This is a genomic window from Flavobacterium sp. DW-iso2 (genome assembly GCF_058725285.1).
This window is the reverse complement of the sequence record NZ_JBZXDY010000006.1, coordinates 24,833-40,634: the sequence shown is the minus strand read 5'-3', so window position 1 is coordinate 40,634 and position 15,802 is coordinate 24,833. Positions and strand designations below refer to the sequence as shown.

Below are 15,802 nucleotides of genomic sequence, written 5' to 3'. Positions count from 1 at the left end.
ATGGTAAAAAAATTACATACTCAAAAATTACTTATTCTAATAGTAATATTGTTTTTTGGTGAAAAATCGTTTGCTCAAACTATTAGTTCAACTACTTATCCAAGGACTGTGTCATCTGGTGCGAGTCTAGTTTCTTATACAAGTTTAGGCACATTAATTGGGAGTGGTCGTGATGATACAAATTCATCATTAGCTAATATTGGTTTTGATTTTTGGTTTAACGGTGCTCTATACACGGAGTTTGGGGTAAGTGCTAATGGTTATTTGAGTTTGGGTTCAGCTCCTAGTGCAACTGGAACTTTATCTTACATAAATAATTTGTCTAATGGTGCAGATGTTCCTAAAATAGCCTCTTTTTGGAGTGATTTAACAACTGGTTCTGATGGATATGTGAGATATGGTCTAAATGGTACGGCGCCAAATAGAACTCTTGTAGTAGAATGGAAAACTAATTTATATAATGGAGGAGGAACTTCAAGCTCAGCAGGAATGACTTTTCAAGCTATACTTTCTGAAACTACAGGAAAAATACAATATATATATGGTTCTGGAATGCTTACATTAACTGGGTATTCGGTAGGTTTTAGTGCTGCTGGAATTAATACGGTTAGTATAGCAACAGCAACCAATGTAGCGTCCTATGGTAGTGATCCAAATAATAGTCAGACTACGGCTATTGCATCTGGTAAATCATACGTGTTTACACCATTGGCACCCATAGCTCCAACTGGACTTACTTTCACAAATGTCACTGCTAATTCTATTGACTTAAATTGGACTGATAATGCATCGAATGAAGTTGGGTATGTAATTTATTCTTCAACAGACAATATTAATTTTACGTTTAATCAGCAAGTGACTGCCAACAGTACAACTGCAAATGTCATTGGATTGTCTTCTGGGATTCTCTATTATTTTAGGGTGTACGCAGTTACTGAAGGTTGTTTGAGTTCTCCAGTTCTAACGGGTTCTCAAACCACTTTATCTCAAATAATATTAACTTCTGCAGGTACGTGGGTTGCCCCTGCTTGCGTTACGGCTATAACAGTTGAAACTTGGGGAGCTGGAGGTGGCGGTGGAAGTAGTAGTAACGATAATAAAGCCGGTGGTTCTGGTGGTGGTGGTGGCGCTTACGCAAAAGGTAATCATACAGTTGTTCCTGGTAGTACTTATTATTATGCTGTTGGTTCTGGTGGTACTGGAGGGCCTGCAAATAGTACAACTGCTGCTTCTTCAGGTTCAAGTTCATGGTTTAATGCAACTGCCTTAACTAATAGCGCTCCTGCAAATAATGTTTCAGGAACACTAGCTGTAGGAGGTGGCTCAGGTGTAAATAATACCTCGTCAAATCCAACAAATGGAGGCTTGGCAACTTCTTGTTTTGGTAATAGTACTACTGCTTCTGGTTCCAATGGATTTGGAGGCTACAATAAGGGAGGTGGAACCGGTGGAGACGGAGCAAGTCCAGGAGGAGGAGCAGGTGGTTCTGGTTCCTCATCAACTAATGGGTCAAATGGAACAAGTCCAGGCGGCGGCGGCGGCGGATCTAATGACAATAATAATAATAAAGGAGGAAATGGAGGTCTCGGGCAAGTTTTGATAACGTACACATACCAAGTTGCTGTTCCTAGTGGGATACCGATCGTTAATGGGCCAATATGTGCGGGTTCAACGTCTATAACAGGAATGAGTTCTGAAGCAAACGGAACTACTATTGAAATTTTTAAAGCAAGCGTGAGTTTAGGAACTACGACAGTAAATTCAGGAACTTGGACAAAAACAGGTTTAGGGGCTCTTAGTGCGGGTGATTTAATTTCAGCTAAAGCTACGGCGGCATGTAAAACGGTCAGTCTGTCATCAACGATTGTTACTGTGAATTCGTCAACAATTATCACGCTAACAAAAACAGATAAGACTTGTTCAGCAATCAATGATGGAACCATAAATACAACTTTATCAGGAGGGCTTTCTAATATTCGTTATATAAAACTAACACAAAAGTACGTCAATTCTGGAGCTTGGCAACAAGTGCAAGAGGTTCAAGCGTTTGAAATGTTTACAAATACAAATGTTGCTCTTTCTTCTAATGGAGCAGCTGCAACATCGAGTAGTAATTATAATAATAATCCAGTTAGTTATGGTCCATTGAAAGCTATTGATGGAGATGCAACAGGTTACAGTTTTTGGCATAGTAATTCAGTTAATATCGATGAATGGATAAAAGTGGATCTTCAATCAGGTAAGAATCTTGATTATTTAAGAATCTATAATCGTTCTGATTGTTGTTGGTCTAGAGGACAAAATATGTTGCTGGAACTTTTTGATGCTTCAAATAATGTCGTGTATTCAAAAACAGTAAATCTTTGGGGCGGAGTAAATGGCGCTAATTTTATAGATATTAATGTGTTGGATTTGGTATGGAGTGATGGTGGAACTACTTTAAATAGAACAGGTTTGAATGACGGGACTTATACGTTGAATGTTAATGATGTTTTAGGTTGTAATAGTAGTAAATCGATAGCTGTAAACAATGCAGTTATAAATACATGGACGGGATCATGGAGTAATGGAACTCCAACTATTAGTCAAAAATTAGTTTTCTCGTCAAATTATTCAAATATTAATGATGTTGATATAGAGGGCTGTTCTTGTAAAGTTACAGGAGTAGCGACTGTAGTAACCATAAAATCGGGGCGTACTTTGAAAATTATTAATGAAGTTGAAGTTCAACCAAACGCTTCGTTAGTATTCGAAAATAGTGCGAGTTTGGTCCAAGAAAATGGTGGGGCTATAAACAGTGGTAATATTACATACAAAAGAGAAACAAATACGATAGTTCGCAACACAGATTATACCTATTGGTCTACTCCAGTGTCACCTTTGAAGTTGGCTGGGACAGGAGGAATTTCTTATAATCCGTCAAATCTTGCGGGCAGCATATTTTATTCCTATCTTGTAAACGCTACCTCAGAAGGCTGGAAAAGTGAATCGGCGACAACTACAATGAAAGTTGGAGAAGGATATATTATTAGAGGTCCATTGGCAATATCTGCAAATCCCCCGTCTTCGTTACAAGCTACATTTGTAGGAGTACCAAATAACGGCGATGTGTCTATTACAATAAATAAAAAAGACGCATCTTATCTTTTGGGTAATCCTTATCCATCAGCTATCGACGCCGATACTTTTTTGGGAATTAATTCAGCTGTTCTAAATGGAACTCTTTATTTTTGGACGCATAATACGGCTATTCAGAATCGTACCAATATTGCTTTGACCGCGGGGACCGGGGCTTATGCCTATACTTCGGATGATTATGCATCTTATAATTTAACGGGCGGAGTAGGGATAGAGAAAGGAGTAAAAGCTTCTAGTGATTTAGACTCAGCTCCGATTATTCCCACGGGAAAAATAGGGGCAGGTCAAGGTTTCATTGCGTCAACATATAAAGCAACTGGATCTATTGTTTTCAATAACAGTATGCGAGTATCAGGCACATCGGGTAACAATGCACAGTTTTTTAAAGTAAGCAGCGTCAAAGGAAAGGCTACTGCCGCCATTGAAAAAAATCGTATTTGGTTAGACTTATACAATGAACAAGGTGCTTTCAAACAAACTTTATTAGGTTATGTAAATGGAGCTACAAATGATATTGATAGCGCATATGATGGGGAAACTACTGATGGGCAAGAGTTTATAGATTTTTATAGTGTTAATCAAGACAAAAATTTAGTAATTCAAGGTAGAGCCTTGCCATTTAATGAAGCAGACGAAGTTCCATTAGGATATAGAACCGCAATAGATGGTAATTTTACCATAAGTATAGAACAAACGGAGGGTGTATTTACAAGTCAATCCGTTTTTCTAGAAGATAAATTGACTAATACTATTGCTGATTTAAATAGCGGGAATTATACTTTTAATACCGCTATAGGAACATTTAATGATCGTTTTGTATTGCGATATACTAACAAAACATTAGGTTTAGGTGATATTGATCCAATTGAAAAAGGGATTTATGTTTCTAGTAAAAACAAGCAAATAAAGATTAATTCCACGATTGAAGCAATTAATAATATCCAAATTTATGATCTATCAGGGAAATTGATTTATCAAAAAACAAAAATCGATTCAAATGAATTAGTAATCTCTAATTTAATGTCAGCTCACCAAGTTTTGTTGGTTAAGGTTTCATTGCTTGATGGTTCTGTGGTCACAAAAAAATTAATATATTAAAGCAAAAAAAATCCCATCTTATTTCAAAATAAGATGGGATTTTTATATCAGGGTAAACTATTATTTTCCTTTAGAGGATGCTTCAAGGTTTTTCTCAATAGTATGACCTGGTCTCGACCATTTTGGTTTTTCTCCTAACGGCATAAATTTAGAGTTTTCAGCTTCAACAGTTGCAGGTTGAGATACTTTAGTAAATGGTTTTTGTGGGTTTAGGCCTAACATTTCAAACATTTTCATGTCTTCATTTACGTCTGGGTTTGGAGTAGTTAATAATTTATCTCCTGCAAAAATAGAATTTGCACCAGCAAAAAAGCACATCGCCTGACCTTCGCGACTCATGTTCATTCTTCCGGCCGATAATCGTACTTGGGTTTCAGGCATGATGATACGGGTTGTTGCTACCATTCGTATCATTTCCCATATTTCAACTGGTTTTTCCTCTTCCATAGGCGTTCCTTCTACGGCAACTAAGGCATTAATAGGCACTGACTCCGGTTGTGGATTTAAAGTTGAAAGCGCGACTAGCATTCCTGCTCGGTCCGCGATGCTTTCTCCCATTCCTATTATTCCACCACTACAAACCGTAACATTCGTTTTTCGAACATTTTCGATTGTTTGTAAACGGTCTTCAAATCCACGAGTTGAAATAACTTCTTTATAATATTCTTCTGAAGTGTCTAAATTATGATTGTAAGCATATAAACCTGCTTCTGCTAAACGATGAGCTTGGTTTTCAGTAATCATTCCAAGAGTACAACAAACTTCCATTTCGAGTTTGTTGATTGTTCGAACCATTTCTAAAACTTGATCAAATTCAGGACCGTCTTTTACATTTCTCCAAGCTGCTCCCATACAAACTCGGGAAGAACCACTTTCTTTTGCTCGTAAAGCTTGTGCCTTTACTTGATTTACTGACATTAGGTCATTTCCTTCAACTGAAGTATGGTATCTTGCTGCTTGCGGGCAGTAACCACAATCTTCTGGGCAACCTCCTGTTTTAATAGACAATAGAGTGGATACCTGAACCACATTAGGATCATGATGTTCTCTATGGATAGAAGCTGCTTCATAAAGCAAATCCATCATAGGTTTATTATATATTGCAATAATTTCTTCTTTTGTCCAATTGTGTTTTGTAATGCTCATAGATGCGATTTTTTAATAGCTCAAAAGTAGTCAAATTGTTCTAATGAAGCAATGCAATAAACTTTAAATAGCCGGCGGTAAATAATTTTAGAATTATAAGTTAGTCAGAGGTCAGTCGGTTGTTCCAATATAGCATGAGTAGCATGGTAACTATTATAGAAGAGGCTATTCCTTCAAATAGTAGAGAAATAGAATAAGTAAAAATCGATGGGTTTCCCCCAAAAAGGAATGTTTCTGAAAGCGATTGGACGTAAGAATCGCCTCCTTTTAAATAACTGTAAATGATTAATCCCGTAATGCTTAAAAACACACCAACAATTGAAGTTAGTAGTGCTGCAACGCTATTAGGGACGAAATTTTTTTCGCCTTCAGCTAGATTCATTTTAATAGTTCTGTTAACACCATAAAAGACAAAAAAAACATTAATTAGGCGTAAATAGAACAGATGTCCTAAACCTACAGCATTCATTAGGAAAAAAAAGGCTCCCGTTGAAACAAAAATAATACAACCATTCAAAAATTCTTTGGGAAATTTCATGTTGTCAGCTGTTAAAAATATAAATCAGATCAAATAAATTTTCCGTTTATGGTCATTTTTTCTAAACTTCATAAAGAGAAATGATGCTATTGATTTGCACTTGTCGCTAGTCAGAAGGATAACGCTTTTTCCAAAATAACATTAAAGTGTAAGTTACGATTACTGCAGATACGATACCCTCAAAGAGTAATGAAATACCGTAGGTTACAACAGTTGGGTCGCCACCAAATAAAAATGAGGCTGAAAGTGATTCAATGTATTTATCACCACCCTGAATGTAGCTGTAAAATATTAATCCAATAATACTAATGAATACGCCAATAAGAGAGGTCGTAAGGGCAGAGATTGCATTAGCTGGAAGGCCAGTTTTTCCTTCTTTGTAATTACTTTTTAACGTTCTGTTTGCGCCATAGTAAATAAAGAGGATATTTAGCGCTCTAAGATAGAATAAATCCGCAAGGTTTAATGCCTTCATTGTTAGGAAATAAATACTAATTCCAATCCAAATAATAATTCCGTTGTATAGTTCTTTAGGTATTTTCATGCATTTTATTTTTTAAAGTTAAAAAGCAATATGTTGTAATACAGGTTGGTTAACTATCAAATTTACACAAAATATAGGAATATATTGAAAGTAGCTTAAAATTTTTTCTAATAAAAGTTAAAGTTGGTGTAAATAAGCAAGAGCGATACTTTTATCTTTTTCCAATTGTTTAGTCAGTAAATCAAGGGAATTGAATTTTTGCTCGGGACGGATGTATTTAAGTATTGAAACCGTTATTTTTTGGTCATACAAATCGGTATTAAAATCAAAAAAATGGATTTCGATAGATAATTTTTCTCCAGATACAGTGGGGTTGAACCCAATGTTCATCATTCCAAAGATGGTTTTTTGATTGATGATACTTTTTACCACATAAACCCCGTTAAGTGGGATAAGTTTATAGTCTTCTTTTATTTTTAAGTTTGCTGTGGGGAAACCAATAGTCCTTCCCAGCTGCTTCCCTTTGGAAACCGTTCCGGTCAAAAAATAGTCATACCCCAAGTATTCATTTGCCAATGACATATTTCCTTCTTGCAAGGCCTTCCTGATTTTGGTTGAACTTACTGAAAGCGCATTTATTTCCTGAACAGATATTTGTTCAACTTCAAATCCGTATTTTTTTCCAAAACCAATAAGGTCGTCAATGTTGGCTGTGCGATTTCTCCCAAATCTGTGGTCATGACCAATTATTATTTTGTGAATGTCAAATTGATCCACTAGTACAGTTCGTACAAATTCTTCGGCACTTAATTTAGAGAAAATTTCATCAAAAGGATGGATGACAAGATTTTGAATTCCTATAGTTGCCAATAGATGGATTTTTTCATCTATGGTGTTCAGTAATTTCATTTCTGATTGTTCCTGTAAAACCATTCTAGGATGAGGAAAGAAAGTGAGAACCAGACTTTCGTATTTTTTGTTTCCAGTATTATGAATAACTCTTTCTAGAATCTTTTGATGACCTATGTGAACGCCATCATAAGTACCTAATGTGAGGATTGTTTTTTTTGTGGTACTGAAATCTTTTATAGAATGAAAAATCTTCAAAGCAAATATTTTATAATAATGCAAATTTATACTATCTATATTAAATGCAATAGTAAATGGAATCGATTTTCAATGATTTTCTAAAATTATCTAAATTATCTAAAATTTAGGTATAAATACTTTAATTTTGAAACATAAATTCGCTATAGCCATGAAAAAAAGTGTTCTAATTCTGTTAATTGTTCTATGGTGCTTGCCAATTTATGCGCAAAAGGAATCCCCCTGGAAAATAGTGGGCCAAAGCACGGTAGCGCGGAATGGTAAAAATGCTACTGCATCTGATGCAAAACAGCTACTGTTTTTTCAATTAGACGAGAATATATTGAAAAAGTCATTGGTTGCAACCCAAAATAAAACAACGAAAATTAATGGTGTCGAAATAATGATTCCAAATTTAAATGGTGTTTTAGAAAAATTTTTAATTTGGGAATCCTCAAATTTCGAACCGGCACTTCAATCCAAATATCCAGATCTAAAAGCGTATGCAGGTATCGGAATTACAGATCCTACAGCTTCGCTAAATTTTAGTTTGTCTCCAAGCGGAATGCAAACTATGATTCTTAGGGCTGATAGCGGATCAGAATTTATAGAATCTTATCAGAAGAATCCTTCTTTATATGTTCTTTTTAGTTCTAAAAGTAGAGACAAAGGGAACTTGCCATTTGTATGTAAAACGGATGATGTCACTTTAAACAGAAAATTATTAAATAAAACGGCTAAGATAGCGGCAAATAATAAGATTTTTAAAACATTGCGATTGGCGTTATCCTGTACAGGTGAGTATGCAACCTTTCATGGTGGAACTAAAGCTCTGGCTCTTGCAGCGATGAATGCTACTATGTCTAGGGTGAATGGCATATTTAATAAAGATTTGGCTCTCAAATTGGTTATTATTGCTGATAATGAGCGTGTAATTTATACTGATGCAATGGCAGATCCGTATTCAGATGCGATAGTGGGTGCAGGGGGTAACTGGAGCACGGAGCTTCAAACAAATTTAACGAGTGTAATTGGGAATGCTAATTATGACATAGGACATTTGTTTGGAGCAACTGGAGGAGGTGGAAATTCAGGCTGTATTGGTTGTGTTTGTGTCGATCCTGTGTCGGCAGATGATTTAGCGAAGGGAAGTGCGTTTACTTCTCCTGGAGATGGAATTCCAAAAGGCGATACATTTGACATTGATTTTGTCGCCCATGAAATGGGGCATCAGCTGGGTGCAAATCATACTTTTTCTCATGCATTAGAGAATGCAGGTGTTAATGTTGAGCCAGGAAGTGGTTCAACGATTATGGGATATGCTGGTATTACGGCTGATTACGATGTTCAAGCTAGCTCTGATGATTATTTTGCCTATGCCAGTATTTTGCAAATTCAAGAAAACCTTGCCTCCAAAACATGCCCTATCAGTAAGGGTGTCAGCAATAATCCTCCAATGATAAATGCCGGTGTTGATTTTACAATTCCTAAGGGTACAGCATTTATTTTAAAAGGAAGAGGGTCAGATCCTGACGGTGACACCGTTACGTATACTTGGGAGCAAAATGATTCTGCTTTAACGACAAGTGGAGCAAATAGTCTAGCTGTTCCCACAAAACCAGACGGTCCTTTGTTTCGGTCTTTATATCCTAGCGTTAGTCCGATAAGGTATATGCCGGCCTATAACAACGTATTGTCTAATAAATTGACTAGTAAATGGGAATCTTTATCGACTGTGGCTAGAACGCTTCATTTTGTGTTGACTGCTAGGGATAATGCGGCACAAGACAATGCTCAAACAAATACGGATGAAATGATTGTGAATGTGAGCGGAACAGCAGGCCCATTTACAGTTACATCGCAAAACGCAGATGGTACAAGTTGGTTACAGGGTACGTCCCAAACAATAACTTGGGCTGTTAATGGCACTAATACACTTATGGGTTCTTCCAATGTCAATATCAAACTTTCTGTTGATGGCGGTTTGACTTTTGCAATACTATTGGCAAGTAATACCCCTAATGATGGTACTGAAGTAATTAGCGTTCCAAATGTTATCGAAAAAAACTGTAGGATTTTAATAGAGCCTATAGAAAATATTTATTATGCAGTAAATAGTAAATCTTTTTCCATCGGATATTCAGTTACATCAACTTGCAATAGCTATGTATTTGGAGCTCCTTTTGATATTCCGGAGCAAGCAGCTTATACTGTTAGAACAATAACTGTTCCTCCTTCAACCACATCCGTTGCTGATGTAAATTTTAATGTTGGCTTTACGCACACTTTTTTGTCTGATGTTGAAATAGAAGTGGTAAGTCCGAGCGGAACTACGGTGAAATTGTTTGATAAAAGCTGTGAAAGTAGAAACGGCAATTTATTGTTAAGTTATGATGATTCAGGGACTGATTTGGCGTGTGGAATCACAACGCTACAAACGGTAGTTCCTTTTCAAGCTTTAGCTGCTTTTAATGGAGAAGACCCGCAAGGAACGTGGACTTTTAGAATTAGAGATGCTAGTAAAAATGATACGGGAACCTTGAATTCCGCCTCCATTACTATTTGTACGAATACTTATGTTTTGGTTGAACCAAATTTTGAAATAACCAATCTTCTTTTATATCCAAATCCGAACAAAGGGAATTTCAATCTTCAATTTTCTAGTACATCTAAAAGTGGAATTAAAGTAATGATTCATAGTTTACTAGGCAAAAAGTTATATGAAAAAACTTTTGAATTTAGAGATGGGTATGACTATAATGAAAATATTCAAGTAGAAAATATTCAGCCAGGACTTTACTTTCTAACCATTATAGATGGAAGTAAAAAGCAAACAAAAAAGATAGTGATTCAGTAATTGGTATTTTAAAATGATTCATCCGAAACACGCGCAAACAAAGCATCATCGATAATTAGTTGAAATAATTTATAATTTTTGTGAAAACGTTACCTTGTTTTAGGGCGTTACCAATTAAAAATCGTTACATAGAGGATTGTATTGAATTAATCCTCTATGTAAGTTACTATGTTATCAATCTATTTTTTGATAAATTTTAAAGTTTGCTTTGCTGATTCTTTTACAACAGTAACAAAGTAAATTCCATTGCTTAAAGCAGAGGTATTTATTGATAGATCAGTTTCTCTTGAAACTTTCTTCTTACTAATTGTTTGTCCCAAGCTGTTATGAATAATATAACTAGTTGGTAATCCAAAATCATTTGGGACTAGTATGTTTAGAGTTTCTTTCGTTGGGTTTGGGTAGAGATAGATGTCAGTTGATGTTTCAAAGTCAGCAATCCCTAATGAACTGGTTGTTTTGAAATATTTCTTTTCGGCAGTAGTGAAGGAATCCCCTGATGCTACAATTGTTACGCCATCTTCTAGTTTAATGTTGTAATATCCATTTCCACCACCACAACAGATACCGTCATCGTATGAATCATTTATCGTAAAAGTGTAGCATTCATTGTTTTTTAATTTCCAGGGAATCGTTATCAAATCTCCCAAAGAAGGGTCAGCGTCAGGATAGGTATCGCTTTGATATACAATGTTTCCGGAAGCATCTTTTAAATCCCAGCTCGTCTCAGATCCAAAGTTGTCTGGCTGCAATGTGAATACATAATTGGTAAATGAATAGCTCGATGGAATCGTAGGAATGAAAAAAGTTCCCGATGCGTTATTGTTTGTTGATCTTTGATCTACTGTGGAATTTGCTCCAGCAACACTAACATTAATGATTCCTTGTGAAGTTGAATTTAGGGTTATGTCAAATGTAGTATATTTATTAGTGGCTAAATTACCAGTCCAATTATAAACTAGGTTGTTTTCTTTATTAATGTTGTAGTTTATTGTTGCTGAAAGCAAATTGTTTGTTCCTCTATTATAAATTGTTACCCTTTGCGTAGTTTGGTTTGTTAAAGCATTGCAAAATGACTTTGTACAGTTAGGTTCAAGGGTGACTTCGGCATCACTCGCAACTAATTCGATAGGTAGATTTTTAGTTGAAGATATCAAGGTCTTTCTCCTGGCTGCATTGTAGATAATGGTAACCATTCTTTCTTTTTGATTTTGAGTAAAAATGTTCATACAGGCATCTTCTGTATAGTCCATATAATTTTCAGGCATGTCAATTCCAGGACTTGAAGGACAGGTGTCAAAGACACCGCAAGTATAATGTTCCCATCCCGCTTGAGGAGTATCTGCACAATAATCTGTTGCTACACAGTCTGGCGTGTTTGCTTCTTCGTCTCCATCGCCATCACCCCAAATGTGTCTTAATCCTAACCAATGCCCTACTTCATGCGTCATCGTTCTTCCTTTGTTGTATGGAGCAGTTAATAAAAAGGTACCGTCATTATCTTCAAGACTGCCAAACACGTCGTATCTGGAAACTACTCCGTCAGTATTAGCATCTCCGCCTGAAGAACCCAAGCCATCTAAACCTGAAGCATCTGGAAATTGAGCGTAACCCAGAATACTGTTCCCTGATATATCTACACTCCACATATTCATGTATAGTGTAGGATCCCAAATAGTGTTTGGCTTGACTTTTAAATCAATGTCAGTTGTTGACCAAGCGTCTTCGCATAGATCGATGCGGTCAATTCCGTTAGTTGGATTTCCGTTAGGGTCTTGCAGGGCAAGCGCAAATTCAATTTGAATATCTGCAGCTGCTGGGTTTGTACCTCCTGGGGTGCCTAACATTTTTCGAAAATCTTGATTCAATACCTTGATCTGGGATCGTACTTGAGCGTCGGGGATATTTGGAGCTACACCAACTGCCTGACCACTATGTATAACATGAACTACCACTGGAATGGTTATAATTCCTCCAGATTGAGATGTTTTTTTCATCGTTTTATATTGATTGACTAATGGAGTCACCCAAGCTTCAAACTGTGAAGTAGTCATTCTTTTTGGGTCTTTTCCCTGTAAGAATTTCTCGTATTCAGTTGTAACACATCTAATGTATCCATTTTTTGGATTTACACTTTCTGCTTTTATCTGTTTCCCAAATATAATGTTGTCGCTTTGTTTCTTTACTTGGCCATAAACAATACTTAGGAACAACAAACAGATTATTAGAGATAATTTAGGTATAGAAACGAGTATTGTTTTTTTCATGTTTTGCCGATGATTATTAAAGATAGTAGGTTTTCTATTTCCTAAAGTATTGGGGATATATTTAGAGTATTGTTTTTATTTTCAATGACATATTGATGTCAAATATCTTAAAAACGGGAATTTGGCCTTTTTTTTTATTTACCATTAAATGTGGTCATGGTATTCTCTAAGCCAGCGGTTCCAAATGATTTTATAATTTCGGATGCCGTTTCTAAACGTTCTGGAAGTGCCGTTTTCTCAGCATCATCCCAGTCTCCAAGGACGTAATCTACTTGTTTTCCTTTTTTGAACTCATCGCTAATTCCAAAACGAAATCTAGTATATTGATTGGTGTTGAGAATTAAGTTGATATTTTTTAAGCCGTTGTGGCCTCCATCACTTCCTTTTGGTTTGATGCGAATCGTTCCAAAAGACAGATTCAAATCATCAGTAATGGCCATGATGTTTTCAAGAGGAATGTTCTCTTTGTCCATCCAGTATTGTACCGCTTTCCCGCTTAAGTTCATGTAGGTGTTTGGTTTTAAAAGAAAAAAGGTTCTCCCTTTAAATCTGTACTCTGCAAGAGCGCCTAGTTTCACAGTTTGAAAGGTGAGTTGTTCTTTTTTGGCAAAATGATCCAATATTTTGAATCCTATGTTGTGGCGTGTATTAACGTATTCAGCGCCTATGTTTCCTAGTCCTATTATTAAAAATTTATTACTCACGTTTTTTATATTGTTTTTTTGGTGTTCGTTAACCTCCGGTTTCATACAATCGGTAGTGTCTTCTTTTTGTTTTGATGAAAATATATTTGATATCCATTTAATCATGCTGCAAAAGTAAACTTAATTAGATTATTTGTCAATGAGATAATTAGATTATTTAGTGAGCAGGTTGAAGGAGTTGTTTATGGACGATTTAACGGTGTATAATAGCCCCGATTGAAGTGGAAATCCTTTTTGCTCGCCATTTTTGGCGGGTAAAAAGATTGTAATGGAAAGCGGGACAGCTGTTGTGGTAAAACGAAAGCTATGTGCTCCTACTAATCAAGAGAGGAATAATTTCTTGAAGGGAATGTGAATGTAAGAACGAGAAATAATCTCGAAAACGATCGGGATAGATTAAATAAAAAAAGCACCAGTTTTACAACTGATGCTTTTAAATATGAGTGAAAAAATATTATTTTTTCTTTCCTTTTGCAGGAGCTCCTTTTGCTGCTTTTGCTGCTTCTTGAGCTGCTTTCATCGCTGCACGAGAGATTCTTACTTGGGCAACAACGGTGTTGTCTTGGTGAATCAATTTGTAGTTATCAGAAACAAGTTTCGTAACGTACAATTTGTTCCCCATCATAAGTGGAGTAATGTCAGCTTCAATAAAATCTGGAAGATTTTTTGGTAAAGCTTTTACTTTAAGTTTACGAGTGTTCAAACGTAAAACACCACCTGCAAGAACACCTTTAGATGTACCTACCACTTTTACTGGAACTTCCATAGTGATTTCTTTGTCATCAAATAATTGAAAGAAGTCCATATGTAAAATTCTGTCTGACACAGGGTGAACCTGAATGTCTTGTAGAATTGCATTGAATGATTTTCCGTTTGCCAATTCAATCACAACTGTGTGAGCGTTTGGAGTGTAAACCAAGCTTTTGAATGCTTTTTCTTCTGCTGAAAAATGTACTGGTTGATCTCCTCCGTATAACACGCAAGGAACCGCTCCAGCATTACGTAAGGCTTTAGTCGCAACTTTTCCCACGCTTTCTCTTTCTGATCCTTTAATTGTAATCGATTTCATTGTAAAAATTATATAGTTATTAAATATTCTACTTGTTTGTGGTTACATGATAAACTTTCCGCTGATGGAATTATTATGATGTACCATGTGCATAACTTCGGCAAAAAGTGGGGCACAACTCAACACTCTTATTTTTTTTGATTCTTTCTTTAACGGAATAGAATCAGTAACTATCAATTCTAATAGTTGAGATTTTTCTATTTTTTCGTAGGCATCTCCTGATAAGATGGCGTGCGTGCAAATTGCTCTTACGCTCAAAGCTCCTTTTTCCATCATTAAATCAGCGGCTTTCGCCAAAGTTCCTCCGGTATCAATCATATCATCTACTAAGATTACATTTTTACCTCTAACTTCACCAATCAATTCCATGGTGCCAATAACGTTTGCAGCTTTTCTTTGTTTGTAACAAATAACTACATCTGATTCTAAAAATTTAGAATAAGCGTACGCTCTTTTTGAACCTCCCATATCCGGAGAAGCAATCGTCAAGTTGTCAAGACCTAAGTTTTTTACATATGGTAAAAAGATAGTTGAGGCAAAAAGGTGATCTACTGGCTTTTCAAAGAACCCTTGAATTTGATCTGCATGCAAATCCATGGTCATTACTCTAGTTGCTCCAGCAGTTTCTAATAATTTAGCTGTTAGTTTTGCTCCTATCGGAACTCTAGGCTTGTCTTTTCTGTCTTGTCTTGCCCAGCCGAAGTACGGTATTACAGCAGTTATATGTCTTGCTGAAGCACGTTTTGCAGCATCAATCATAAGTAACAATTCCATCAGATTGTCTGAATTTGGAAAAGTCGAACAAACAATAAAGACACGTAACCCTCTGATAGACTCTTCATACGAAGGTTGAAACTCCCCGTCGCTGTATTTTGACATGGTAACCTTACCTAATGGAATTCCGTATTCTGCGGAAATCTTTTCAGCTAGATAGACACTTTGTGAACAAGCAAAAATTTTAGCTTCTGGTTCTAGGTGTAACATTTAATTTGTTGTTTTTATTCCGCTACGCTCCATACAGTTCGGCTTCGTCATTTGTCTAAGCCAGATGTTTGTATGCGCCTCGGGTGTAGTTAGTTAGTGTGTCCCGTTTTACGGAGGTGCAAATTTATGAAATTTATTCAACTCTGAAAGGAAAATTTTAAGTATTTTTAGTAGAATTTTTAATATTATTTTTTACATTTGCAGCGTGTTAAAGGAATCGATGGTTGATTTATTACAATCTCCTCTTTTATTGCGTTGAAATGGCTGTCGCCATTTCATGTCTGCTAAGCCCGGATGGCGGAATTGGTAGACGCGCTGGTCTCAAACACCTGTGGGAAACCGTGCCGGTTCGACTCCGGCTCCGGGTACTTAAAAACCTCGTAATCGATTGATTACGAGGTTTTTTGCTTTTTATCGGGGACGAAAAGGGG

10 protein-coding genes, 1 tRNA gene and 1 pseudogene are annotated in these 15,802 nt (G+C 36.2%); 3 read left to right on the top strand and 9 right to left on the bottom strand.

The genetic code is table 11. The annotated features are described in order from the left end of the window. Nucleotides 1-4,236 (top strand): DUF8693 domain-containing protein, encoded by a 4,236-nt coding sequence (locus AC4PRO_RS05825; protein WP_492116659.1) that lies wholly within the window; start codon nucleotides 1-3, stop codon nucleotides 4,234-4,236. Nucleotides 4,237-4,296: 60 nt separating this feature from the next. On the opposite strand, the gene bioB is transcribed toward AC4PRO_RS05825, so the two are convergent. The 4 genes from bioB to AC4PRO_RS05805 all read right to left on the bottom strand — a co-directional run bounded on the left by bioB (nucleotide 4,297) and on the right by AC4PRO_RS05805 (nucleotide 7,511). Continuing rightward, nucleotides 4,297-5,382 carry a biotin synthase BioB gene (gene bioB / locus AC4PRO_RS05820; protein ID WP_074720007.1) on the bottom strand — a complete coding sequence of 362 codons (1,086 nt, stop codon included), beginning with the start codon at nucleotides 5,380-5,382 and terminating at the stop codon, nucleotides 4,297-4,299. Nucleotides 5,383-5,482: 100 nt separating this feature from the next. Then, a complete protein-coding gene (locus AC4PRO_RS05815) occupies nucleotides 5,483-5,920 on the bottom strand; it encodes a hypothetical protein (protein ID WP_492116658.1) in 438 nt (145 codons plus the stop codon). Nucleotides 5,921-6,026: 106 nt separating this feature from the next. Beyond that, entirely contained in the window at nucleotides 6,027-6,464 is a 438-nt protein-coding gene (locus AC4PRO_RS05810) for a hypothetical protein (protein WP_074720003.1), read from the bottom strand. A 117-nt stretch (nucleotides 6,465-6,581) separates the two neighbouring features. Further along, entirely contained in the window at nucleotides 6,582-7,511 is a 930-nt protein-coding gene (locus tag AC4PRO_RS05805) for a bifunctional riboflavin kinase/FAD synthetase (protein WP_492116657.1), read from the bottom strand. A gap of 151 nt (nucleotides 7,512-7,662) precedes the next feature. Here AC4PRO_RS05805 and AC4PRO_RS05800 point away from each other — a divergent pair, with 151 nt between their 5' ends. Beyond that, nucleotides 7,663-10,347, top strand: coding sequence for a zinc-dependent metalloprotease (locus tag AC4PRO_RS05800; RefSeq protein ID WP_492116656.1), 2,685 nt, complete (start codon nucleotides 7,663-7,665; stop codon nucleotides 10,345-10,347). A gap of 179 nt (nucleotides 10,348-10,526) precedes the next feature. Here the strand turns inward: AC4PRO_RS05800 and AC4PRO_RS05795 are convergent, their stop codons facing one another. The 5 genes and pseudogenes from AC4PRO_RS05795 to AC4PRO_RS05775 all read right to left on the bottom strand — a co-directional run bounded on the left by AC4PRO_RS05795 (nucleotide 10,527) and on the right by AC4PRO_RS05775 (nucleotide 15,371). Then, the gene (locus tag AC4PRO_RS05795) at nucleotides 10,527-11,543 is read right to left on the bottom strand and encodes a T9SS type A sorting domain-containing protein (RefSeq protein WP_492116758.1); all 1,017 of its coding nucleotides are present in this window, start codon (nucleotides 11,541-11,543) and stop codon (nucleotides 10,527-10,529) included. Then, a pseudogene (locus tag AC4PRO_RS05790) lies at nucleotides 11,544-12,194 on the bottom strand (M43 family zinc metalloprotease); the annotation flags it as partial. It abuts the gene before it with no gap. Nucleotides 12,195-12,748: 554 nt separating this feature from the next. Continuing rightward, on the bottom strand, nucleotides 12,749-13,423 hold the full coding sequence (gene pth / locus AC4PRO_RS05785) for an aminoacyl-tRNA hydrolase (protein WP_492116655.1): 675 nt from the start codon (nucleotides 13,421-13,423) through the stop codon (nucleotides 12,749-12,751). Between the two features lie 349 nt (nucleotides 13,424-13,772). Next, nucleotides 13,773-14,387 (bottom strand): 50S ribosomal protein L25/general stress protein Ctc, encoded by a 615-nt coding sequence (locus AC4PRO_RS05780; protein WP_074719993.1) that lies wholly within the window; start codon nucleotides 14,385-14,387, stop codon nucleotides 13,773-13,775. 42 nt (nucleotides 14,388-14,429) lie between these two features. Further along, complete coding sequence (locus tag AC4PRO_RS05775) at nucleotides 14,430-15,371, bottom strand: ribose-phosphate pyrophosphokinase (RefSeq protein ID WP_492116654.1); 942 nt, start codon at nucleotides 15,369-15,371, stop codon at nucleotides 14,430-14,432. 288 nt (nucleotides 15,372-15,659) lie between these two features. Between AC4PRO_RS05775 and AC4PRO_RS05770 the strand changes: the two genes are divergently transcribed. Continuing rightward, a tRNA-Leu gene (locus tag AC4PRO_RS05770) sits at nucleotides 15,660-15,739 on the top strand. Nucleotides 15,740-15,802: the final 63 nt, after the last annotated feature.

Bases quoted from the DNA above. Each gene is read 5' to 3' on its own strand.
- AC4PRO_RS05825 (WP_492116659.1), top strand. From the start codon at position 1: ATGGTAAAAAAATTACATACTCAAAAATTACTTATTCTAATAGTAATA.
- bioB (WP_074720007.1), bottom strand. From the start codon at position 5,382: ATGAGCATTACAAAACACAATTGGACAAAAGAAGAAATTATTGCAATA.
- AC4PRO_RS05815 (WP_492116658.1), bottom strand. From the start codon at position 5,920: ATGAAATTTCCCAAAGAATTTTTGAATGGTTGTATTATTTTTGTTTCA.
- AC4PRO_RS05810 (WP_074720003.1), bottom strand. From the start codon at position 6,464: ATGAAAATACCTAAAGAACTATACAACGGAATTATTATTTGGATTGGA.
- AC4PRO_RS05800 (WP_492116656.1), top strand. From the start codon at position 7,663: ATGAAAAAAAGTGTTCTAATTCTGTTAATTGTTCTATGGTGCTTGCCA.
- AC4PRO_RS05795 (WP_492116758.1), bottom strand. From the start codon at position 11,543: ATGGTTACCATTATCTACAATGCAGCCAGGAGAAAGACCTTGATATCT.
- pth (WP_492116655.1), bottom strand. From the start codon at position 13,423: ATGATTAAATGGATATCAAATATATTTTCATCAAAACAAAAAGAAGAC.
- AC4PRO_RS05780 (WP_074719993.1), bottom strand. From the start codon at position 14,387: ATGAAATCGATTACAATTAAAGGATCAGAAAGAGAAAGCGTGGGAAAA.
- AC4PRO_RS05775 (WP_492116654.1), bottom strand. From the start codon at position 15,371: ATGTTACACCTAGAACCAGAAGCTAAAATTTTTGCTTGTTCACAAAGT.